A 22,924-nucleotide genomic window follows, 5' to 3' on the forward strand; every position below is an offset into this window, starting at 1 on the left:
CTAATCTCGACTGCATTCAGATCCCCGACTTCTTTAAGAAGTCGGGGATCTGAATGCGGTATCTTCCTAAAGGTTAATTTTTCTAACTCACGAGCGATGAAAGGTGACTGAGGATTTTCTAATATCTGAAGTATATCGAGAGGCTTGAAATAAATTATGCAAACGTATGATGTTGTAATTATTGGAGCAGGACACAACGGGTTAGTTTGTGCTGCGTACTTGTTAAAAGCGGGTTACAGCGTCTTGCTATTGGAAAAGCGTTCTGTTCCCGGTGGTGCAGCAACAACAGAAGAATGTTTGCCAAAGGAAGCACCAGGATTTAAGTTTAACTTGTGTGCTATTGACCACGAATTTATTCACTTAGGACCAGTTGTAGAAGAATTAGAGCTTCACAAGTACGGCTTAGAATATTTAGAGTGCGATCCAGTTGTTTTCTGTCCCCATCCTGATGGAAAGTATTTCTTAGGTCATAAATCTTTAGAAAAAACTTGTGCAGAAATCGCTCGTTATAGCGATCGCGATGCCAAAAAATACGCAGAATTTACAAATTATTGGCAGCGAGCACTTGGTGCAATGATTCCCATGTTTAACGCACCACCAAAATCAGTATTAGATATACTAGGCAATTACGATATTGCAAAGATAAAAGATTTATTTTCAGTGATAGGTTCTCCTAACAAAACGCTGGATTTTATTCGCAACATGATGACCAGCGCAGAAGATCTTCTCAATGAGTGGTTTGATTCAGAATTTTTGAAAGCACCCCTTGCAAGACTCGCTGCTGAATTAGGTGCGCCACCCTCACAGAAAACCATTGCTATTGGTGCAATTATGATGGCAATGCGTCACGACCCCGGTATGGCAAGACCTCGTGGTGGTACTGGGGCATTAGTACAAGCTCTCGTTAATTTAGTAACAAGTAAGGGCGGTACAATCTTAACGGATCGACAAGTTAAGAAGATTTTGATAGATGATGGTCGTGCAGTCGGCGTACAAGTTGAAAACGGTACGGAGTATCGTGCTAAATATGGAGTTATCTCTAATATTGATGCCAAGCGACTCTTTTTACAATTAATGGATACAAGCGATGTAGACGCAGCCGATCCCAATCTTAGAGAAAGATTAGAACGCCGCATTGTCAATAACAACGAAACGATCCTCAAGATAGATTTAGCTTTAAACGAAGCTCCACGTTTTGAACGCTACCAACATAGAGATGAATATCTCATTGGCTCTGTATTAATTGCTGATTCTATCGCCCATGTAGAGCAGGCTCATAGTAAATGTACTTTGGGAGAAATTCCAGATTCCGACCCATCCATGTACGTAGTAGTGCCAACAATGCTAGATCCATCAATGGCACCACCAGGAAAACACACTGTATGGATTGAGTTTTTTGCCCCATATCAAATTGCCAATGCAAATGGTACGGGATTAAAAGGTACTGGTTGGACAGATGAACTTAAGAATAAAGTTGCAGATAGAGTCGTTGATAAATTAGCAGAGTACGCACCGAATGTGAAAGATGCAATAATAGCCCGTCGTGTAGAAAGTCCGGCAGAGTTGGGAGAAAGATTGGGTGCGTATAAGGGGAATTACTACCACATTGATATGACCTTAGATCAAATGGTATTTTTCCGTCCTTTGCCAGAAATAGCGAACTACAAAACACCAATTGAAAATCTGTTCCTGACAGGTGCGGGGACTCATCCAGGTGGTTCCATTTCAGGAATGCCGGGACGCAATTGTGCGCGAGTCTTTTTGCAAACAAAGCATCCCATAGCCCAGACTTTGAAAGATGCACGGGATTCTATTAAGTCCACTGTTGAGTCTGTGTTCAAGATTAATTAATGACACCAGTTTTTGAACAGTAATGCTTTCTCGCAGTCCCCACCTAAAAATACTAAAAAGACATTTACATTTTAGGTGGGGTTAGGGAAAGTCAGTATAAAAAGTGGAGCTACATTGTAGTAGAAGTGAATGGTGGGCAGTGTCCACCATTCTTGAAAATCTTGCAGTCCATCAAAATCATTATCAAGTATTAAATAGCGATCGCAGGTATTGCTGCTACTGCTTGACATCTGAAGCAAATAGTGAAATTTCCATGACTGCGGATTTTTCCTTTAGCGAGCTAATTTCACTTCTATTGGTTGGTTTGGAATGATAAACATTAAATTTGCTCTGTCTGGTTTTTCTTCTGTAGTGGGAGTTAACTTAAGCCATTCATGAAAACTTATTCCTAATTTTGCGATCGCTTGTACTTCTAATTGATATGCCTCAAAACGGCGATTTGTTTCAACCATTGATTCTATGACTTCCAAAATTTGAGGAAGTCGTTTGTAAGCCTCTTGCTTCAAATCATCTTTATTGGGACCGAACCAACCTCCTTTAACTTCAACTTGAGTTAAAATTGCGGCTGGTAAAGAATCTATCCATTGATTGGGGTCTTGCACTAGCTTAATCAGGTTTTCACGTTGCATATCAAATACATCATTTTCATCCAAGTTTGGATCCAGCCATTGATAAATTCGAGTCAATCTCCGCAAATCAATTTGACCTTTAAACTTAGGAAGTAGATATGCAGATGGATTGGAGGTTAACAAAAGTTCCACGTATTTTTGAATCCGCGATCGCAAAACATTTGCCCCTTCCTGAAAGCGGTGAAGCGCCGTTTCATGTTCTTCTAATTCCAAATAGCAACGTGCTTCAGCGAGATAGGCTAAAGACAACGTTAGCAGATATTCGTCAGCAATTTGGCTCTTTTGCTCTAGTTCTGTATCTGTATAGCCAGTGTAAATGTGTTCTGCTTCTAAAAAGCGGTTGATAGCTTGTAAAGCGCTGCTTCTGCGATTTTCAGGTTTGCTCATTGTAAAAGCGTTAACAGCTAAATCTAGGGCAGCACGAAAATTAGCATAATAGCCAATGTCGATTTTACGATTAATTTTGTTTAAAAGTTCTTCTGCTTGGTGTAGACGTTGTTCTAATTCTTTAAGACGCTGTGCTATGACAGCAAAACCCATTACCGAGATACCAAGATTAAGCATACTGGCAGCAGTAGTTACTTGCAAAATCCCTTGAGTAAGTTGTAGACTGTGCTCTACAGCACCTAACTGATTTTCAATGCCACCCAATCGCTGATTGACATCAGCTAGTTCTTTTCCTGTCACAGCCGCACCAACAGCTGTTGCTAATAAGTTTCCTCCTGAAATAACAAGATTACTTAAACTTGCTTGTTCTACTCCAATTAGTTTTTGATTGACATTTGAAAGTCCTGTGCCTGTAATAGCTGCATTAGCTACCGAACCAACTGCGTTTGTTCCAGACAATATTAAGTTCAGGAGATTATTTGAAGAGGAAGAAGAATTTAGTTGAACATCTCTTAACCAAGCAGCAACTTGTTTTGTTGCAACATACCGAATCACACCTCCAACTCGTTCCAAAGTTCCATCTGCCAATCCCTTGACAATCCAATCTGCAAGTAAAAATGTTGCTGTTACTGGTATCACAATGTTCTCCTAGTTGCTAAATTAGGTTATTAGCTAGCATTGGCTAATCGTTAACCCTTGCGTCTCATTCAGTATTCCCAAGCACTGCTAGTATTTAACAACTCGAGTAGCTGCGAGTTTAAACCTTTTATATACTCGTGTAACTCTTGTTTATAATGGAAGTTAAAAGACAAAGCTGGTAAGAGATGGTTGAAATCGTCACTATAGAACTTCCTGAGATGCTAGCACAACAGGTCAAAGAATTTGCTGCCCTTACCCATCGACGACTTGAAGATGTATTAGTAGAATTCATTGACCGCGCCATTACTGACTTACCTGTAGAGTCATTGCCGAATGAACAGCTTTTGGCTTTGTGCGATCTACAGATGGTTCCTCAACAGCAAGAGTCTTTGAGCGATCTCTTGGCACGTAACCGGGAAGGTCAACTTAATGAGTTAGATGTGAGCCAATTAGATGAACTAATGCAGATCTACCGACGAGGATTGGTGCGTAAAGCAAAAGCTTTGAAAGTCGCTGTTGAACGGGGATTAAAACCTCCTCTCAACTAACGGCGATGACTCGAAGTTACATTCCTATTGAAATAGAACGTCGTGTTCGGAAAGATGCCCGTAACCGTTGTGGTTATTGCTTAAGTCCTCAGCATCTAGTTATGGCTCGTTTGGAAATTGAACATCTTACCCCAATTTCCAAAGGAGGCAGTAATGATGAATCAAATTTGTGGTTAGCTTGTCCTCTATGCAATGGCTATAAAAGTGATAAAACTACAGGGGTCGATCCGGAAACGGGAGACACTATCAAACTTTTTAACCCACGCACTCAAGTATGGTCCGAGCATTTTAACTGGAGTGAAGATGGTTTGCGTATTGTTGGGAAAACACCAACTGGTCGGGCAACAGTTGCAGTATTACATCTGAGTGACGATCCCGATGCAATAGAAGTTCGCAGTTACTGGGTATTAGCTGGTTGGCATCCACCAAAAAATTGAAAAGTACAATTACTAAACATTGTAGCGAAATTGCAAATATTTTGAGAAACCCACGTAGGTGGGTTTTGTTTGTATAGCGACGAATTCTATTCGTTATCAATAATTATTTTCTTATTGATGACAGCGAACATAACAGACAAATCTGAAGACACTCGTTGAGTTAAATTTAGGGTTTTCGCAGCAGTTTCAAATGTTTTTCCTTGCAGTATCTGATGACCAATTTCCATGAATTCAAACCAAGTAATATCGCTTTCAATATAAGATTTAGCTATAGTAATGAGTAAATCTTGGTATTGATTACCCTCAGATTTAGTCATCATGGTGTGAGGAATATCAAAAATTTTATCAAAGGAGAAATACCAGGACTTTGGTTGATGTTGAAGTGAATTTCTGAACAAATCTTCTAATTCACGACGCTCAATTGCGCGATCGCTTTCCGCAACAATCACAAAAATTGGTGCTATTGGTTGGTTTTTTACCTTTTCGAGGGTTTCTTCACCCAGATCTAAAAAAAGCCGTAAAGCCGGAACGCGAAATCCTTGATATCCAAAATTTCCAGGATTATCCTTATTTAACCATTCCACATAAATTGGTACAACTTCTATAAATAAATCTACTAGTGAATTAGTCCCACTAATATAAGGAGCAAACAGTATTGCTTTGTTAATTGCTTGGGGACGTTCTAGGGATAACCAAGCAGATATATTCCCCCCAGTAGAGAGTCCTCCTACTATAATTTTCTCCCCTAAAGTTTGTGCTACCTCTAACCAATAAAGAGCAAATTCTTGATAAACTTCTGCTTCCGTAGGAAGAGGAGGCGGATTATGACCATCCCAATTTCCTGCAACTCCATGACCGGGCTGTAAGGGAACTAAAACATTATAACCAGCTTCAAATAAGATTTTTCCTATTGGTTCAAACTGGTAAGGACCAGCTGTAAATCCATGAAAGAAAAGGCAAACTTTAGAAGTAGGCTGTGGGTGAAAAAAGAATTTTGAGCGGCAAGCATTATTTTTTACTGGAAGGTTATCTTCAAATGCTTTTGTTCGTTGAATGATGGTATCTATTATGGTGTTATAATTGGACATATTTATGATTCATATCTAAACAAAAGAAATTCTACGCTGCTGATACCGTCTGCCAGTAATGATTATACCCAAGTTAGAGCATACCTCAAAAACTTTGAAATCGATTTTTCCCGATTGTTAAATTATTTTGCCTGTAACTCACTTGTGCCATTTTTCTAGGTTGCACAGAAACGGGTTGAAAAAGATGCAACGGATATGCGATCGCCATCCTTTGGTAAAAGTACTTTTTAGTAGCAAATTTTACTTATCTTTGCTTCATCTTCAGTTTCTGACTGAGTAAGGTTCAATACGGTTCAGCTAACAATATCTCATCCTTGAAGATCCCCACAACCCCGCGATCGAAAGGGCGCTAGAGTGTGGGAAACCCGTCTATAAGACTGGACTCATACTAAATCCGCGTCTTATACCCCTTTTATAATTGAGTCCGCGCAGGCGGTGAGTCCAGGGAAAGCAGGCGGGTTTCCCGCGCCCTGGGGACTGGCGAACCCGGAGGGACTTCGTTTGTATAGCCGTGATTTCTAATCACTAGGGCTTATTGGGATGATAAAAACGGATTCGGTATCACCGCACGCAACTTCTCTGGTACACCTCTGCGGTATAACCCGTATAATACTGAGTGTTAATAATTTCCTGGAAATCAATAATTCCAGAAAGTGGAACGGGTGTCCTTAACCGTTCTATACTAATGGCGGGCTAAAAGCCCCGCACAGCGATCCTCTCCCCACACAAAAAATTTTAGCCAATTTTTGATTTGGAAGCGCCTTGGTTATATTGTGAACTTTTCCTCCTACTTAAGTCATAAGCAGATTTACTTGTAGGAGCAACTTTAGTCAAAGAAGGTTTATCTATTTTGTTGAAGCAGGAATCAAGACGTTTTTCAGATGTTTGTTCTTAGTTCAACCTCTAGGATAGAAATCATAAAGGAATTGAGAAAACTCCTAAATTAATTTCGAGTTACTCAATTCTAAAGTAATGTTTTCATTTTCATGAATTCCAATTAGGAGGAATACTATGCCTAACCATCATGAATTTCAAAAACAGAATCAGTTCTCCAGTAACTCCAAACAAATTTTTGAATTAGATGATAGTGACTTAGATAATATTGTTGGTGGTGTTACTAGTGGCGAACAAGCTAGAAAAGAGGCAGAAAAGGTTAGAGAAACTCTAGGCAGGGTTCAATACGTTTTGAACCAAAATAGCTTTTCATAAATGCCTCTATTTTATCAATCTATAACAATTGAAAAAAAGGAAACATTATGTCAGATGAAGTTTTTGAAGACAGTGCAGATGTAGAGCTTACAGAGCAAGAATTAGAGGTTGTAGCAGGAGGTACAGAGGAAAATCATAAGTTTGTTTCTCACCTAACCAATTCCGGCCCCGATCGCAGTTCAACACTAGTTCTCAAGTCGATGAATGCAGTTGCTTCTGCTTTTCAGTTTATCGCCTTGGATCTAAATGATGTTTCTACGACTAGAGCTGTAGAGAATTAAGTGCTAAGCTCCTCATGTTCAAACACTTGCACTTGTTAAAGTTCAATATTGCACTGCTATCAAGAACGCTATTGAGTGTAGTCTGTATGGACAACGCAAAGCCGATATCCCACTAACTCTTAGTTTTCATATTGGCAAGCGTTGCCCATCCTACCTTTATTAAAAAACGGCTGCAAGTGATTAGCAAAGATATTCTCCCGCTCTTCTTAAACTCAAGGGAGTCAAATTATGACAGAGGTTCTACTGAAAGAACTTAGTAATAGCGATATTGACTGGATGTTGGCGACGGGTATCAGAGAAGAAATTCCTCCCGGTAGAGTTCTTATCCGTCAAGGTCAGCCTGTTAATGCACTACATATCCTGTTAGATGGTGCTTTGGCAGTTTCCATCTCTCAAGCTAGTGATAATCCATTAGGTCGAGCTTTTGCCGCCTTAGAAGGTGGCGAAATGTCAGAGCGTGAAATCGCGCTGATATCAAGTGGTGAGGTAGTGGGAGAAATGCCCTTTATAGAAGCTTATCAACCCTCTACTTCTGTTAAAGCGCTAAAAAAGTCCCTAATACTATCGATTCCACAACAGGAATTAGTGACAAAACTACAACAAGATGTCAGTTTTGCAGCCCATCTTTACCGAGCAAGTGCAATTCTGCTTGCAGACAGATTGGAGAGGATAGTCAACCAACTTGGTCATAGCACGCTTGTTCTTGCTCAACCCCAGCTTAGAGAAATCCTGTTTATTTTTGCACAATTGCATGATAGTGATATCGATTGGTTAATTGCCGCTGGTAATGTAAACAGAATTTTTGCAGGATCTGTCCTCATTCATGCAGGAAGACCGGCTGAAGCACTCCATATCCTATTAGATGGAAAAATGACCCTTTCTGTCTTTGAGGATGAGCGCAATCCCTTAGCTCGCGCTTTTTCAAGCTTAGAAAACAGCGAAACTCCAGAGCGTGAGTTCGGCAGATTATCTCGAGGTGGGATAGTAGGAGAAACGCCCTTTGTCGAAGCTCGTCCACCCTTTGTTACTGTCAAAGCATTAGAAAACTCTCTTGTATTGTCTATTCCTCGATGGAGACTAGCAGCAAAATTGTTGCATGACGTAAGTTTTGCTGCGCGATTTTATCGAGTGCTTGCAGTTTTGTTAGCAGACAAACAGCAGGCAATAGTCAGTCGGCTAGGTTATGGCAGGCTTATTTACAGCACTGGTCAGCCCTTAGATAAAAACTTGAAATATGAAAATGAACTGAGTTCCGATTTTTTGGCTCAAGTAGCACTGGCTGGAGCCAGATTTGATTGGATGTTAAAAAGAATTCTTGGGAATAGTTAGTGCTTAGTTGCGTATTAACAACTAATCATTAACAAATAATAACTCACAACTAACAACTAATAAAAATAATGGTAACTCCAAAAAATAACTTGTTTCGCCAACAAGCTTTAGAACATTCATCTTCTCCCGAACAGCTAGATCAACTGATGCAAGTCGTCAGCCCTAAGAAGTGGTTACCGTTGGCTGCTTTAGGCACACTGGTTGCAGCAGGGCTAAGCTGGAGTATCGTGGGTCGTATCCCTATTACCGTTACGGGTCAGGGAGTACTTGTTTATCCTAGCAAGGTTGTGACGTTTCAAGCATCAAGCTCCGGTCAGTTGCAAAGCATAAATGTACGTGTTGGGGATTTCGTTAGGAAAGGACAGGTGCTAGCTACAATCTCCCAATCAGAACTGCAAAAACAACTTTTGCAGCAGTATGCCAAGCTAGCAGAACTCAAAGCTCAAAATCAGGATGCTAGTTTGCTTCAAACCCAACGCAGCAAGCTGGAAATCATAGCAATGCAACAGCAGCGCCAAAGCTTGCAACAACGCCTTGTAGAAGCTCAGTCCCTAACTCCAATTATTAGGGATAAAGACATAGGCGCAATTCAGCAACAGCGACAAAATCTCAAACAACGCCTTTTGGAATCTAAGTCTTTGACTCCTACTCTCAAAGACAGACTCGAGCGGCGCAAAAAGTTAAAGATCGAAGGGGCGATTTCAGAAGATACGCTCTTAGAAGCGCAACAAACTTACCTTGATGGTATTAAAAAAATTGCCGATCTTGAAGACCAGTTAAAGCAATTGGATATCAATCAGGTTCAAGCTGAAAAATCCTATCGTGAAAATAGGAGCCAAATTGCTGATATTAAAACCCAGTTAAAAGAACTAGATAGTAAGGAAAAAATTCTGGCTGAGCAAAATTTTCAATCCGCAATTACCCGACAAAATCAAATTCAAGAATTAAAACGGAATATTACTCAAATAGAATTGCAATTAAATAACAATAGCCATATAAAGAGCGAATATACCGGACGCATTTTGGAACTTACCATAACTCCCGGACAAATTCTCAGTCAAGGAACTCGTATTGGGTCAATAGAAGCGCAAGAGCCATCTGCTAAACTAGCGAGCGTTGCATTTTTTCCAGTGAGCGAAGGCAAGAAGATTCAAAAGGGTATGACATTGCAAATTACACCCTCTACAGTTAAGCGAGAACGCTTTGGCGGAATTGTGGGCACTGTTAAGAAAGTATCTTCTTTTCCTATTACTAAAGAGGGTGCCTCTAATATGATAGGCAACCCCGAAATCGTAGAAAGTTTAATGACTCAGGGTCCTCACCTCCAAGTCATAGCCGAACTTCAACCAGACACTTCCACCTTCAGTCACTACAAGTGGTCTTCTTCTAAAGGTCCGCAGATGAAAATGTCTCCTGGAATTACTACCTCTGTACGAGTGACTGTGGAGGAACAAGCGCCCATCACCTTTGTCTTTCCCATCCTTAGATCCTGGAGCGGTATCCAATAATCTATGTTTCTACGAAATTTATTTTTTTGGCGCAAGCGCATCCGGCGTCGTACACCGACTCTTTTGCAAATGGAGGCAGTGGAATGCGGTGCTGCTGCCTTAGGTATTATTTTAGGTTATTATGGTCGAATTGTCGCACTTTCAAGACTTCGTCAAGACTGCGGAGTCTCGCGAGACGGAAGCAAAGCTTCTAATATTCTTAATGCTGCTAGAAGTTATGGTCTGAAGGCAAAAGGTTTTAAAATAGATTTGGAAGCCTTGCAAGAACTGGAATGTCCCTATATTGTATTTTGGAACTTCAACCATTATTTGGTGGTAGAAGGATTTGGTAGGGAACGAGTTTATCTTAACGACCCCGCATCTGGAGTGCGTACTGTTTCTTTACAAGAATTCAGTGATGCCTATACTGGTGTTGTGTTGGTTCTCGAGCCCGGTCCGGGGTTTAAAAAAGGAGGTCGCAAACCCAATACACTCCTGGCTCTATGGCAAAGGCTGCAAAAGTCTGGAGGGGCGCTAGCCTACTCCGTGTTCGCAGGATTTCTGCTTGTAATTCCCGGATTGGCAATACCAACATTCTCTCAGGTTTTTATAGACAATGTTTTGATTGAGGGTAGAAACGACTGGTTGCGACCGCTCATTTTGGGGATCGTTCTTGTAGCGGGGCTGATGGGATTTTTAACTCTACTACAGTTGCAATCCCTGCGTCACATGAAAATTAAGCTATCTGTGGGGATGTCCAGTCAGTTCCTATGGCATATTTTGCGTCTACCTGTCAGTTTTTACGACCAACGCTTTGCTGGGGAAATTAGCAATCGCGTCCAACTGAACGATAAGTTAGCTGACATTCTCTCAGGTAAGTTAGCGACTACAGCGATCGCAGCAGTGACAGTTGTTTTTTACGCAGCTGTCATGCTGCAGTATGACACTGTCTTAACCTCGATTGGAATCGCCTTTGTCGCTGTCAATCTTCTTGCATTGCAATGGGTGAGGAGATGGCGCGTAGATGCAAATATGAGATTGCAACAGGATGAAGGAAAAGTAGCTGGAGTTTCGATTTCTGGTCTTCAGAGTATGGAAACACTAAAAGCATCCGGTTTGGAGTCAGATTTCTTTTCCCGATGGGCTGGCTATTATGCTAAGTCAATTAATGCCAAGCAGGAAATGGATGTAACAAACCAAACTTTAGGAGTGCTACCGTCTTTTCTTTCCACACTTTCCTCCATGCTGCTTTTGGTTGTGGGCGGTTTCCGGGTGATAGATGGATATTTAAGCATTGGAATGCTAGTGGCTTTTCAGAGTTTAATGCAAGCATTTTTACAACCTGTTAACGAGCTTGTGACTCTTGGAAGTAACCTCCAAGAAGTAGAAGGCGATTTGAATCGTTTAGATGATGTTTTACGCAACCCTATAGATTCGCAATTGGAACAAGGGGAAAAGGATAAGAGGAAAGGGGGTAAGAAAGCAAGGGAGCAGGGAGAAAATGATGGTTTACTTTCTCTTCCACCTTCTCTATCTCATGCCAAATTACAGGGATATGTCGAGTTAAAGAATATTACTTTTGGGTATAACCGTGTTGCTCCTCCCTTGATTGAAAACTTTAATCTTTCGCTCAAACCGGGACAGCGAGTTGCTTTGGTGGGGGGAAGCGGTTCTGGCAAGTCTACAATTGCCAAACTAGTATGTGGGCTCTATGAACCTTGGGAAGGTGACATTTGCTTCGATGGTAAACTCAGAGGGCAAATTCCTCGCCAAGTACTTGCAAATTCGATTGCTTTGGTGGAGCAGGATATTTTTCTGTTTGCAGGCAGTGTTAGGGACAATTTAACTCTATGGGATACCACTGTACCTGACAATTACATTATGCGGGCTTGTCAAGACGCAGCGATTCATGATGTTGTGCTCTCAATGCCAAGAGGTTACAGTACCCATCTCCTAGAAGGTGCTAGCAACTTGAGTGGAGGACAGCGACAGCGTTTGGAAATAGCCCGAGCTTTAGTAAATAACCCCACCATCTTAGTGATGGATGAAGCTACTAGCGCCCTTGATACCGAGACGGAAAAAATTATTGACCGCAAACTCCGCCAGCGAGGTTGTACTTGTATTATTGTGGCGCATCGATTAAGTACCATCCGGGATTGTGATGAAATTATTGTCTTGGAGCGGGGAAAGGTCGTTCAAAGAGGAACTCATGAAGAATTAAAGAATATCGAGGGTGCCTACTTGCAATTAATTCGCAGTGAAGGGGAAGCACTTTAGATTGAGTCTGGGGGTTTGGGGAGAAAGTGAATTGGTATTTAAAAGTTAAAAAAGAAATTTTTAATTTGAATTGGAGCAAAGCGATTCATGGTCGAGCAAATTAAGTTTGGAATAGCGCAGCAGCAATATATTATTAAAGGTAATGAACCAATCCTGCTAGACGATCGCGAGACAGTTTGGGTTGTAAAATCTGGTTCTTTAGCACTTTTTAGCATTAAAGTCAAACACGGTATTGCAGAAGGTTCTCGTCGTTATTTATTCAACGTAGAAGCGTCGGAGGCAATGTTCTCAACTACACCAAGTTCTCAAGACGAGGTGTGCCAAATTCTCGCGGTGTCGATGGAGGAGACAGAACTCATTAGAGTGCCAGTAGAAGATTTTAGCAAATGGATTGTTAAAGGCGATCGCCAAGCAATTGCTTTGGTAGAGAATTGGATTCATCGATTCAGCTCTTTACTATCCGACGTTACTGCACCCACAATGCCAGTGCAACCTGAAGGCATAAACTACTTTTCTTTAGGGAGTGGCGATATTTTCCAGCCTCAGCATGACACTGTAACTTGGGTGCAAATCCAGCAAGGGTGTGTCAACTGGATGGGGTTTGAGGAACTGCCACTTTTGCCTTTATCCGGAATATTGCCCTTAGACTCAAAGATGTGGTTGCAGGCTACAGATGAAGTCGAGCTATCCAGTGAGGATATCTCTGCAATTCAAGATGCAGATACCTTAGCAGACAGTTTAACTTTGCTAGCAACTTATTTCCTCGACTACATTCAGCTGTTGGAGCAGCAGGAAATTTCAGCAGAATTGCGTAGATTCCAGGAAAGAGAACGTCTCAATTATCAGGTGATGAAAGAGACATTAGGAGAACTTTCATCCGTACTGCAACAGAGAAAAACCGTCTTTTACCCAGCGGTCACACCAACGAGCGATCCGGACGAAGCTCTACTCATCGCCGCTGGTGCCGTGGGACGGGCTTTGGGAGTTACGATTCGCCCCCCTGCTAAGTCGGAAAATATTACAAGAATTCAAGACCCCTTAGAAGCGATCGCCCGAGCCTCGCAAATCAGGATGCGTCGGATTGCATTAACCGATCGGTGGTGGAAGAAGGACTCGGGACCAATGCTAACCTACACCATAGAAGACAATCACCCAGTTGCCTTGTTACCCTTATCTGACAATCGCTACGAGATTTTCGATCCAGTAGCGCAGACCCGTACCCCTGTAAATGCCCGTACTACTTCCAAGCTAGTTCCCAATGCCTACGTATTTTACCGCCCTCTCCCTGAGAAAAAACTCAAAACTTGGGATTTACTTAAGTTTGCATTGCAAGGTCACTCAAGGGAATTGATTGTTATTTTGTGTACTGGTATTGCAACGACCTTGCTGGGAATGCTGACCCCAACAGCTACTGCCATTCTGATTGACAATGCAATCCCAGATGCTAAGCGAGAAGTGTTGATACAAATCGCTTTGGGTTTGCTAGCTGCTGCCTTTGGAGAAAGTATTTTTCAACTCACTCAAGGGTTTGCCATTATTAGGTTAGAAACTTTTGCAGATGCCTCTACCCAAGCAGCCGTATGGGATCGACTGTTGAATCTGAGGGCTTCCTTTTTTCGTCAATACTCTATTGGTGATTTGAACTCTCGGGTCAATGCTGTCACTCAAATCCGAGAGAAACTAAGTAGTACTGTTTTAAAAACTATTTTCTCCAGTCTTTTTTCATTGCTCAATTTGGGGCTGCTGTTTTACTATAACGTTTCATTAGCTTTGATAGCCTGCGTTGTAGCTCTTGTAAATATTGGGGTCACTGTCGTTTCTGGCATTCTCACCCTTCATAAGGTTCGCCCCCTGCTAGAGATAGAAGGGGAGATATCTGGTGTCATGGTGCAGTTGATCGATGGAGTTGCTAAACTCCGAGTCGCTGGGGCTGAAGCACGGGCTTTTGCCTACTGGGGTAAGCAGTACAGCCAACAGCTAAAACTCATGCTAAGTACGCAGGGGATAGAAGACTTTCTTACCGTCACCAATAAGGTGCTACCACCTTTAACAAATGCCATCCTTTTTTGGTTTGCTGTCCAGACATTAAATACAACATCCGGACAACAACTGAATGCAGGAGCCTTGTCTACTGGTACTTTTTTGGCATTTAACTCTGCTTATGCCACTTTTATTAGTGGAGCAACCAGTCTCAGCAGTACGGTTGTGGATGTTTTAGAAGTCTTACCTTTGTGGAATCGAGCACAGCCAATTCTTTCAGCGACACCGGAATTAAATTCTAGCAAAACCGATCCTGGTAGATTATCAGGTAGAGTGGTTGTAGACCATGTGGTTTTCCGCTATGGAAATGATGGACCCCTCACATTAGATGATGTGAGTATTCGAGCTGAGCCAGGAGAGTATATTGCGATTGTGGGACCTTCTGGAAGCGGTAAATCTACTTTGTTCCGGTTACTGCTGGGATTTGACTTTCCAGAATCAGGAACCATTTACTACGACGGACAAGATTTGGCTGGGTTGGATGTCAATGCAGTACGCCGACAGTTAGGTGTGGTCATACAAAATAGCCGAATGATGTCAGGTTCTATCTTTGAGAATATTGCTAGTGGTGCGCTAGTGACGATGGATGAAGCGTGGGAAGCAGCCCGAGCCTCTGGTTTGGCGGATGATATCGAAGCTATGCCAATGGGTATGCATACTGTAGTCAGTGAAGGAGGTTCTAACCTCTCTGGAGGGCAAAGACAACGGCTGTTAATTGCTCGCGCACTGGTGTTGAAACCCCGGATTTTGCTATTTGACGAAGCGACTAGTGCTTTAGATAACAGAACGCAAGCTATTGTCAGTCAAAGTTTAGAGCGGCTGCAAGTGACTCGAATTGCGATCGCTCACCGATTCAGCACGATCCGTAACGCTAACCGGATTTATGTACTCCAGAGCGGTAGAGTTGTGCAACACGGTAGTTTCGAGGAACTGGCACATCAACAGGGGCTGTTTTCCCAGCTTATGGCGCGGCAAATGCTGTGATTGTATTGAAAAACCTTGCTCTGCTTTCTGGTGAAGGTAGAGTTTGTATATTATACTACAAACAAACTTATTTATTTTTGCACTTGGGAAGTCGATCTGTCAGTTGTGGAAGCGGAAGGAAGTATTTTCAGAGGCCTGAAGTACGAGGGCAGAGGGTAGAAGAACCCCTGCCTAAAGACCTAAGGTGGTGTACACAAGTCTTATATAGTGCATTCATTGCGGTTTCGATCCCCCCTAACCCCCCTTAAAAAAGGGGGGAACTTCATTCCAATTCTCCCTTTTCACGATGTTTCATCTCTTTTGTAGAGATCTGTACACCACCGTAGGGGTAAAGACAGGGGATTGAAACAAGGACGCTGTTTTTTCTTGTCCTACGCATCTCGGAAAAACATCTTTTTTTAGTGGGCGCTACTCCCACAACGCGCATTTTTATTTCAGAGGGAAGGAGGTATTCTGCCTCCTTCCCTTTGCCTTTCTTTGTAAGTCCCCTCGCCCTGACAGTTTGCAATTAACAGAATAAAACCGCAGTCTTATCTTCGTCCGTTGAACCAACTGAGTGGAGTTTTGAAGTTCATCGAACTCTTATTATCCTCAAAGAGAATTTGCTTTGCGATCGCACTTACACCTTGAGTCCAAGGATGGTTGGGATAGCGCAAGCAAAAAACATCACGACTGCCTAATTGAAACATTTCTTCAGAAACTGGTAAGATGCTAGCTACAGTTGTGTTGTAACTTTTTTGCATTTGTTGTGCTATCGCTTGAAAGTTGAGAGATGGCAGTGCCTTATTCACTACTAACAGCATTTTAGGCACCTCTAACTTGCGAGCAACATCTACAGTGACAGCAGTACCCTGGTAGTCTTGGTGGTCTGGACGCAGGATGATAACTAAGACATGAGAAATGATAATAGAAAGCAGGGTTTCTTCGTTAATACCAGGGTGAGTATCAATAAACAGGTAATCTAGTTTCAAGCGGCGACTGAGATTGCGGAAGCTGTCATTAAGCAGGCGTGCGTCGTATCCTTCACGCAGTATTCGAGATATTTCCCCAGTTTTAATGCTAGAGGGAATCAGATGAATACTACCCCCGATCGCAGCACCTTTGTGACTTAGATTAAGAATTTGCGTAACATCGTAGGCAGCATTTTCAATAGCACAGCGCCCCCACAGATAATCATTTAGAGTGTAGCCTATCTTTTCCTCATTCAGACCGAAAAGCACGTGGATTCCAGGCGACTGAATATCAGTATCCACAATACCAATCCGTTTACCGGAACGAGCCATAATAGTTGCTAGGTTAGCAGTTACGTTTGATTTGCCTGTTCCACCACGGAATGAATGGATTGACACAATTTTAGACATGATGTATTTCCAAATATTTAATAGTTTCTGAAAAGAAAGGAAGAATATTAGTTTTTCCTTGGAGCGTTGATTCTTCTATTCATCAGAATTTGCCCAGTTATTTCTAATAGCTTTTGCTTGTGCGCTTAAATTCTGGAAGTAGTCAGCTTCTACAATTTCAGACACTTCACGAGCCTTCTTAGTTTCGTTAATTCTAATACTAAGTTCGCGCATTTGTTGTTTCATGCGTTGCTCGCGATCGTAGACTTCACAAACCATTCTCAGGAAGATACGCCCTAGATGACCTAACTCATCAGTGCGCTTAGCGATCGCAACTAAATTTTTGAATTCAAATTCTTCAGCTTGACTGTAAACAAATGTATTTGTGCTAATTTTCTGAGCCAGTTGCGCCATTGGTTTGAGAGGATCGATGACATTTCGCTTTAGTAAAAGATTAATTGTAAGAAGAACCAGGGTAAAGACACCAATAAAAATTGCAATAAATAAAGAAAAAGCCTGAGAAGCTCTGTTATAAACCTCACTTACGGGAAAATAAACAACTTGAGATGCAACAATTTCATTGAGCTTCCAGCCAAAACCATTCTCTGTCCCATAAGTTTTTAAATGATTTTTAGGTGCAATTTCCGGAGTACTATGGCATTGAAGACAACTGGATTTTTTTATAGTAAAAGGACGAGCACTATAAAACACTTTTTCTCCATACAAATCTCGAAATCCTGATAAGATTTGCAAATTTGGTCGATCGCGAAACTTATTTATAAGATTTGTTTCAAAATCATCCGCTTTATCTCGTAGATTAGTGGGATTAAGAGTAGCATCTTTGTAATAATAATCTCTATATTCTTTATTTTTACGTAAATTTTCAAATACCTCTCTAACTGCAAAACTCGGTACTATTTCTGGGATAAAATTTTGTTGATTATCTGGATTAGAGGTTAATAGAGTTGTTATATTGATGGTTGTATACTCTCTTAATGAATTTATCATTTGCATGATAACTTGCCCTCTGTAATTTATTTCATCTTCCGATCTTTGCTCAAGTGCTTTAGATAAAGCAAAACTACTGATTAAGATAGCACCAATAAAAACGATTGAAAGAAGTAGAGTAAATTTGGTAGTAAGCTTGGAATGGTATAATATCGCTTTTTTAATTTTTGTCCACATAATAATTAACTACCAATATTAAAGTCAATGACAATTCTTGATTAGATAAAATTTTATTGCTGTTTTTTCTTCATCTTAATTACTTTAGAGTAAACATTATCTCAAGCACTATGTGATAGCAAAGCTTACCCTATTTGTATTTAAAAAATTAAATAAAACTCCTGTAGTAAACTGAGATAAGGAACTATATCAATCGTAGAGATTCAAGCCAAATCAAACATCTGAAAAACGTCTTGAATTCTAGATGGACGCAATAGACAAATTTCCTCTGACTAAAGTCGAGTCAAGAAGTATAATTACTTAAAATTAAAGTCATAAAAAACTGTAGCTTACAGCGTATTGCAACCTTTCTACGCTCTTTTCAGATGCAAACGATCCATATCCCCTGTAGTTAGATGCGTTTGTTGTAATTCATTGCTAGGTAATCTTGAGGAGAGAAAGAAACTGTCACATCGTGTTTCTGTTCCAATGGGAGTTGTATCTGTGGTGGTATAGTGTGGATGCGTAGCGCACGGAGAGAATTGCGAATTTCCTGCATAGTGGTGACTCCCACCCGTTGCGCTTGTGTTAAAAACTCTTGTGCTTGATTCGGATCGATAGACCAGAATTTCAGAGCGCTTTGTATCTGAATGTTGATGGCTGCTAACGCGTGACCCAAAGCATCATAGCTTTCGCAAGCAACGTGGTGTCGTGCTTGGAGTGCAATGAGTTTTTGCTGTTGTTGGATATATTGTCGCCACCTTTGTTGCTCTCGTGCTAGTTGCTGTTGAATCTGTTGCGTTATTAGCACCTGCTGCATTAATTGCGTAAGTAATAACAACACAATTCCAAACCAAAAAACATCGCTCCACTGGCTCATCCATTGTTGCGATAACTGGCTGAACGCAAGGAGTTTGTGAGTGCTGTAAAGTTGTTGCATTCGTGCAAGCAACACAATTCCAAAAGCTAACCCCGCTATTATCCAACGCCCTTGCAATGGCAACATAAAGAAACAGCGAATCATGAGGATTAGTAACAGAATTGATAACAGCCACAACGCTCCGCTAAAAGGTAGCCATATCAAAACTAGACTAAAGTGCATGCATACATAGATAGTTTTAGTAGCAAATTTATCTATGTATGAGGTAACGCCAAGTAATGCAAATACAGCCAGCACGAGCAGATCTGAGACTTTGTGCTGCCATATTTGTGGTGCTAATACAAGTTCGAGAAAGCTAGCCATGCTTGCTATCGCAAGGAACCCCCATTCCAAGTAAAGCAAACAGCGGATGGGATGAGATTGAGTTTTAAGCCAGTAATTCATAGTAGCAGTATAGAGAAAGTAACCTGCGATACGGCTGTACTCCGTTAAGCCTCCGGCTTATCGCAATGCACAACGTTTCGATCGGACTTGCAAATCTTTCGATTTATAGCTTTTTGGTTTGTAGTTGCACTTTAGTGTTAAAAGGCAACCACTATTGAGTAGATAAAACTATGAGTACAAGTAGAAGCCGCAAGGACGGCTTCTGTGAGAGTAGCAAGGACAAAACGACAGCTATCTACTCCCACAACAATACGGAAGGAAGCGATTCCGGATATGCTAGCCTCAAGAGTTCATAACCGATTCCAGCACTACCTTGAAAGAAACCAGGGTTATAAACATCTCCAGAAAGTTCGGGAAACAGAGAAAAACTACCAGCTTGCTTTGCTCTTGCAACAACCCAAGCTGCTTGTTTTTGAACGGTATCCCAAAGATCCGAACGCGACAGCTTGCACGCTCCCACCAATAAAACTTCCATTCTGCCGAAATTACCGCAACAGAGATGGTCAATATTGTGTAAACCAAACTGCTGTGTTGTATTTATAGCAACTGCAATTTCTTGCCGAATTTCTGCTGTATCCAGAATCTCCAGACTCCCCAAACGGGCTAAACCAATACCAGGAGCACCGTGACACCAAGTCGTCATAAAAGATGGCTTGCTCTTATTTAAGGAGAAATTTCTTACATCTGGCCAGTTTCCTTGAGTGGGTGAAAAGATACTGCGTTCGTAGGCGATCGCTTCCTCTGCTGCTTCTAGAAAAACTGGGTCTTGTGTGGTTTTATACAATCGTAATAAAGCGTAGGCAATACCAGCTGCACCGTGGGAAAATCCCGTTGCTAACTTGCCTTCTAGGGTAGCCCAAGCTCTAAATCCAGTCTCACTCTTAGTCCGGTTGTTGAGTAAATGATAACCCAAAGCTTGTGCGCGATCGAGAACAGTTGGGTTTGCCTTTGTTTGGTACAGAGTCAGTAATCCCAGTATTGCTCCAGCCGCTCCTGCTATTGTGTCAAATGAGCGATCGCTGGCAATGCTTTCCTGAGTGATGAACGAAGCGGCACAATTGGCAGTGTCCAACAGATCCGGTTCATCTAGAAACTGACTGACTCGTACCAAAGTATACACTATAGACCCCAATCCAATGCCGCCACCGATACCACTTTGCTTGGCAATTTTATGCTGAATGTTTGGGTCTCGTATGTCCTGCAAGGGCTTTCTTATGTTTTGTAAGGCGCTCAATGCTACATCGCGAAATCTTGCATCACCAGTTACTTTTGCCAGCGCTGCTAAAAATAAAGAAACTCCACAAACACCATCATATAAACCATCACTTAAAGGCTGAAGTTGCATCCGTCCTGCCTTGGGGAGATATGCCATCCCAATCCAAGTAGCGCTACCATTGGAGGCGTAGATTGCTCGTTGTTGCAGGTCCTTTGCAATCTCTACCGCTTCCTGCACCAGTTGTGTTGATGTTATGGGAGCAAGTGCATCCAAATTTAGATTAGCACTAGCACGCTCGGTGGATAGAGTACTGGTCATTCCTTGAGCAACCCGCGAGTAAAAAGAACCCCGAATGATTGAGATTTGTTGAGCTAAATCTGTGTCATTAAGCTGTTGCAGACAAGAAATCATTCGGTTATAGCTAGGTTCTCTAAAATATCCCTTAACAATTAGATCTGAATTAAGTGCCAGAGCATCACTACTGGAGTTAGCAATGAAATAAGGAATATCCATTTGTTCCATTGCTCGGATCTCAACCCCAAGAATTGACCAAATTGGGGGTTTTTCATCGGCTGCCAAAAATGCCCGACTTAAGACATCTAGTTGAATACTGCGATCTACACCATGTTGTAAAAACTTCGGATTAAGAGTTTTTTCTAGAATATGACCGTATACTTGGGTATTGCGAAACAAAAATCGAACTTTCTGACGGGCTAGGGCGGCTAATGGACTGTCAGCTGCTAAAAGTTCTTCTTGCCTGTGTACCAGGAACTGATACATCTGCCGAAAACCATCTGCGATTTCATTGACGTAATCGTGGGATGACACAACGAGCCCATTAAGGAGAGGTATATTAGCAGAGGGTGACATGAAACCAGACTCGTATTCCAATGTCATATTGTCAGTGTTAATGTTCTGCCACTTTTGTATGCGAATAGGAATTTCCCCGCCATTTCCACCCCCCAAACCACTAATATCGTGAGCAGTTCCTCCATCTGCGCCCAATTCCCATCTTGGTAACAGTCCAGTCCGCAGCACCGAATCTTGAAAAAATTGCTGATTTACTAAAGATTGCGCTTCTACTTCCTCTGTAGGGTTAACCTCACGAGCACGAGGATGTACAAGTGTTTCTAGATCAACTAGCACCGGATGTTCCCCACTAGCGATTAGATTTTCCTCATGGCAGTCGTTCCCTTGCAGCAGGTAGAGCAGGCACAAAACCATCCCAGCACGTTGGTAGTATCGCTCTACAGCAGTTTCATCTTCACAAGGTAAATGCTCTACATACTCCATCCATCCGTGGGTGGTGCTGTTGATAAGTTTTAGTATTTTGAACGGGTGCAAAGACTTTGTATGCATCTCTACAAAATGCTGATTGCACCAAGTCAGTAACTGAAAATAAGCACTTTCCAAGGCTAAGCCTCTAGGTTTGTATATGAGTTTTAAGCCGGATGCAAAGGTCAGCGCTATGACGGAGCGTCCTTGATTGTGAGAGTCAGAGAAATTTCCTTGGATTTTAACGACTTGACCTGTACTTTCTTGGAAGTTTTGCTGGATGCTGGGTAAATCTGATGCCAAACGCTGAAGGAATTCCGCTTTTTCCTCTACCCAGAAATCCACTGCTGTTGCCACCAATCGCGCTAGAACACTGTACTTCTGGAAAAAAGATAATAACCCTCCCGCTTTCAAGTCTTTAACAAAATTTTGGTACTGTACGTTAGAATGGCTAGCCTGTTGTTCTGGTAAAGATATGGACGCAGACTGCTTCACTGCTTTAAATTGTGAAAACTCAAATTCTAGAGATTGAGCGCAAAGAGACGCTAATTTTAATAGTAGCTGACATTCCAAATATAAGTGAACTGCTTCGGACAGCAGGTGCAAATTAGCATTAGCTCGTGCAATAAGTTTTTGCCGCGCTACATGAACAAAGGGTAGATAAACTTCTTCAAAGGGAATTGGCTTTTCAGCTTCCAAACAATGATAGACGCTTGCATAAGCTGTTTCCCAATCAGTTTGCAAAGCTTCCCGCAAAGTGTCTGTCCATGAGGGGAGTTGTTGCCCATCAGCAAGGCGGACAGCACCGAGAACCCTAACCATTGTACTAACATCTAGATTGTCCCATACAAGGCGTTTGGCTAACTTTTCTGAATTCCCTTGTGTAACAAGCTGACACCAAGTTTTCAAGCGAGACATAGCCAGCTTATTGTTGTCTTCAGCTTCATTTGGAACAAAGCAATTGCTCAATCTTTCTTCAATATTACTAGCTTGTTCTACTATTTTTCGTAAATCTTGTTGTGAAACTTCCATTTATGTTTACCCTATCTGATTGCCAAAATACTTGACTGATTCTCTTTCGATATTTAGTTTAGAAAATTAAAACAAGAATTACAATTCAATTTTTTTAGAAAAGACTGCAATTTTTATAGTCTAAAAGTTTTCCTGTTATTATTTACTCTTATTTTTTTTGTTTGTCTTCCTAAAAAAATCAAATTGACGCTTTTATTTACATATCGCTATTCTGATAAGTATCAAAGATAAATTGACAGAAACAAATTAGAAAATAGGAAACAGGAAAATGCAAGACGAACTCAATCAAGCTATCTCTCAAGCTCTCGACACCAACACCGAGTTCAACACAGAACTCCCCGCACCCAAGACTGAAGGCGAATTATCCGATGAAGCCCTCGAAGAAGT

Annotated in this window: 16 protein-coding genes; 9 read left to right on the forward strand and 7 right to left on the reverse strand. The window is 41.5% G+C overall.

All coding sequences use genetic code 11. The annotated features are described in order from the left end of the window. Positions 1-156: 156 nt before the first annotated feature. A complete protein-coding gene (gene crtO, locus AB0756_RS38830; protein ID WP_038078756.1) occupies positions 157-1,851 on the forward strand; it encodes a beta-carotene ketolase CrtO in 1,695 nt (564 codons plus the stop codon). Between the two features lie 71 nt (positions 1,852-1,922). Here the strand turns inward: crtO and AB0756_RS38835 are convergent, their stop codons facing one another. Beyond that, complete coding sequence (locus AB0756_RS38835) at positions 1,923-2,081, reverse strand: hypothetical protein (protein ID WP_153021457.1); 159 nt, start codon at positions 2,079-2,081, stop codon at positions 1,923-1,925. Between the two features lie 42 nt (positions 2,082-2,123). Beyond that, positions 2,124-3,506 (reverse strand): collagen-like triple helix repeat-containing protein, encoded by a 1,383-nt coding sequence (locus AB0756_RS38840; RefSeq protein ID WP_237265873.1) that lies wholly within the window; start codon positions 3,504-3,506, stop codon positions 2,124-2,126. Between the two features lie 185 nt (positions 3,507-3,691). Here AB0756_RS38840 and AB0756_RS38845 point away from each other — a divergent pair, with 185 nt between their 5' ends. Further along, entirely contained in the window at positions 3,692-4,054 is a 363-nt protein-coding gene (locus AB0756_RS38845) for a hypothetical protein (protein ID WP_038078758.1), read from the forward strand. A gap of 5 nt (positions 4,055-4,059) precedes the next feature. Continuing rightward, a complete protein-coding gene (locus tag AB0756_RS38850; RefSeq protein WP_038078759.1) occupies positions 4,060-4,491 on the forward strand; it encodes an HNH endonuclease in 432 nt (143 codons plus the stop codon). 86 nt (positions 4,492-4,577) lie between these two features. On the opposite strand, the gene AB0756_RS38855 is transcribed toward AB0756_RS38850, so the two are convergent. Beyond that, positions 4,578-5,579: an alpha/beta hydrolase gene (locus tag AB0756_RS38855; RefSeq protein WP_038078760.1), complete on the reverse strand. Its 1,002-nt coding sequence runs from the start codon at positions 5,577-5,579 to the stop codon at positions 4,578-4,580. 1,011 nt (positions 5,580-6,590) lie between these two features. Between AB0756_RS38855 and AB0756_RS38860 the strand changes: the two genes are divergently transcribed. The 6 genes from AB0756_RS38860 (at position 6,591) to AB0756_RS38885 (ending at position 15,186) form a co-directional block, all read left to right on the forward strand. Continuing rightward, positions 6,591-6,788 (forward strand): hypothetical protein, encoded by a 198-nt coding sequence (locus tag AB0756_RS38860; RefSeq protein WP_038078761.1) that lies wholly within the window; start codon positions 6,591-6,593, stop codon positions 6,786-6,788. A 47-nt stretch (positions 6,789-6,835) separates the two neighbouring features. After that, on the forward strand, positions 6,836-7,069 hold the full coding sequence (locus AB0756_RS38865; RefSeq protein WP_038078763.1) for a hypothetical protein: 234 nt from the start codon (positions 6,836-6,838) through the stop codon (positions 7,067-7,069). Between the two features lie 228 nt (positions 7,070-7,297). Continuing rightward, positions 7,298-8,398, forward strand: coding sequence for a cyclic nucleotide-binding domain-containing protein (locus tag AB0756_RS38870; protein WP_038078764.1), 1,101 nt, complete (start codon positions 7,298-7,300; stop codon positions 8,396-8,398). 68 nt (positions 8,399-8,466) lie between these two features. After that, positions 8,467-9,906: an NHLP bacteriocin system secretion protein gene (locus AB0756_RS38875; protein ID WP_038078765.1), complete on the forward strand. Its 1,440-nt coding sequence runs from the start codon at positions 8,467-8,469 to the stop codon at positions 9,904-9,906. Positions 9,907-9,909: 3 nt separating this feature from the next. Continuing rightward, entirely contained in the window at positions 9,910-12,162 is a 2,253-nt protein-coding gene (locus AB0756_RS38880; RefSeq protein ID WP_038078767.1) for an NHLP family bacteriocin export ABC transporter peptidase/permease/ATPase subunit, read from the forward strand. 87 nt (positions 12,163-12,249) lie between these two features. Continuing rightward, entirely contained in the window at positions 12,250-15,186 is a 2,937-nt protein-coding gene (locus AB0756_RS38885; protein ID WP_038078768.1) for an NHLP bacteriocin export ABC transporter permease/ATPase subunit, read from the forward strand. A 530-nt stretch (positions 15,187-15,716) separates the two neighbouring features. On the opposite strand, the gene AB0756_RS38890 is transcribed toward AB0756_RS38885, so the two are convergent. The 4 genes from AB0756_RS38890 to AB0756_RS38905 form a co-directional block, all read right to left on the reverse strand. Further along, complete coding sequence (locus AB0756_RS38890; protein WP_038078771.1) at positions 15,717-16,547, reverse strand: MinD/ParA family ATP-binding protein; 831 nt, start codon at positions 16,545-16,547, stop codon at positions 15,717-15,719. Between the two features lie 75 nt (positions 16,548-16,622). Continuing rightward, positions 16,623-17,711 (reverse strand): Tll0287-like domain-containing protein, encoded by a 1,089-nt coding sequence (locus tag AB0756_RS38895; protein WP_272899737.1) that lies wholly within the window; start codon positions 17,709-17,711, stop codon positions 16,623-16,625. Between the two features lie 391 nt (positions 17,712-18,102). Then, positions 18,103-19,014, reverse strand: coding sequence for a histidine kinase (locus AB0756_RS38900; protein ID WP_050045728.1), 912 nt, complete (start codon positions 19,012-19,014; stop codon positions 18,103-18,105). 235 nt (positions 19,015-19,249) lie between these two features. After that, positions 19,250-22,537, reverse strand: a complete 3,288-nt coding sequence (locus AB0756_RS38905) for a type 2 lanthipeptide synthetase LanM family protein (protein ID WP_038078775.1) — start codon at positions 22,535-22,537, stop codon at positions 19,250-19,252. Between the last annotated feature and the right edge of the window lie 387 nt (positions 22,538-22,924).

The organism is Tolypothrix campylonemoides VB511288_2 (genome assembly GCF_045999855.1).
In the GTDB taxonomy this organism is placed as follows: Bacteria; Cyanobacteriota; Cyanobacteriia; order Cyanobacteriales; family Nostocaceae; genus Scytonema; species Scytonema bouteillei_A.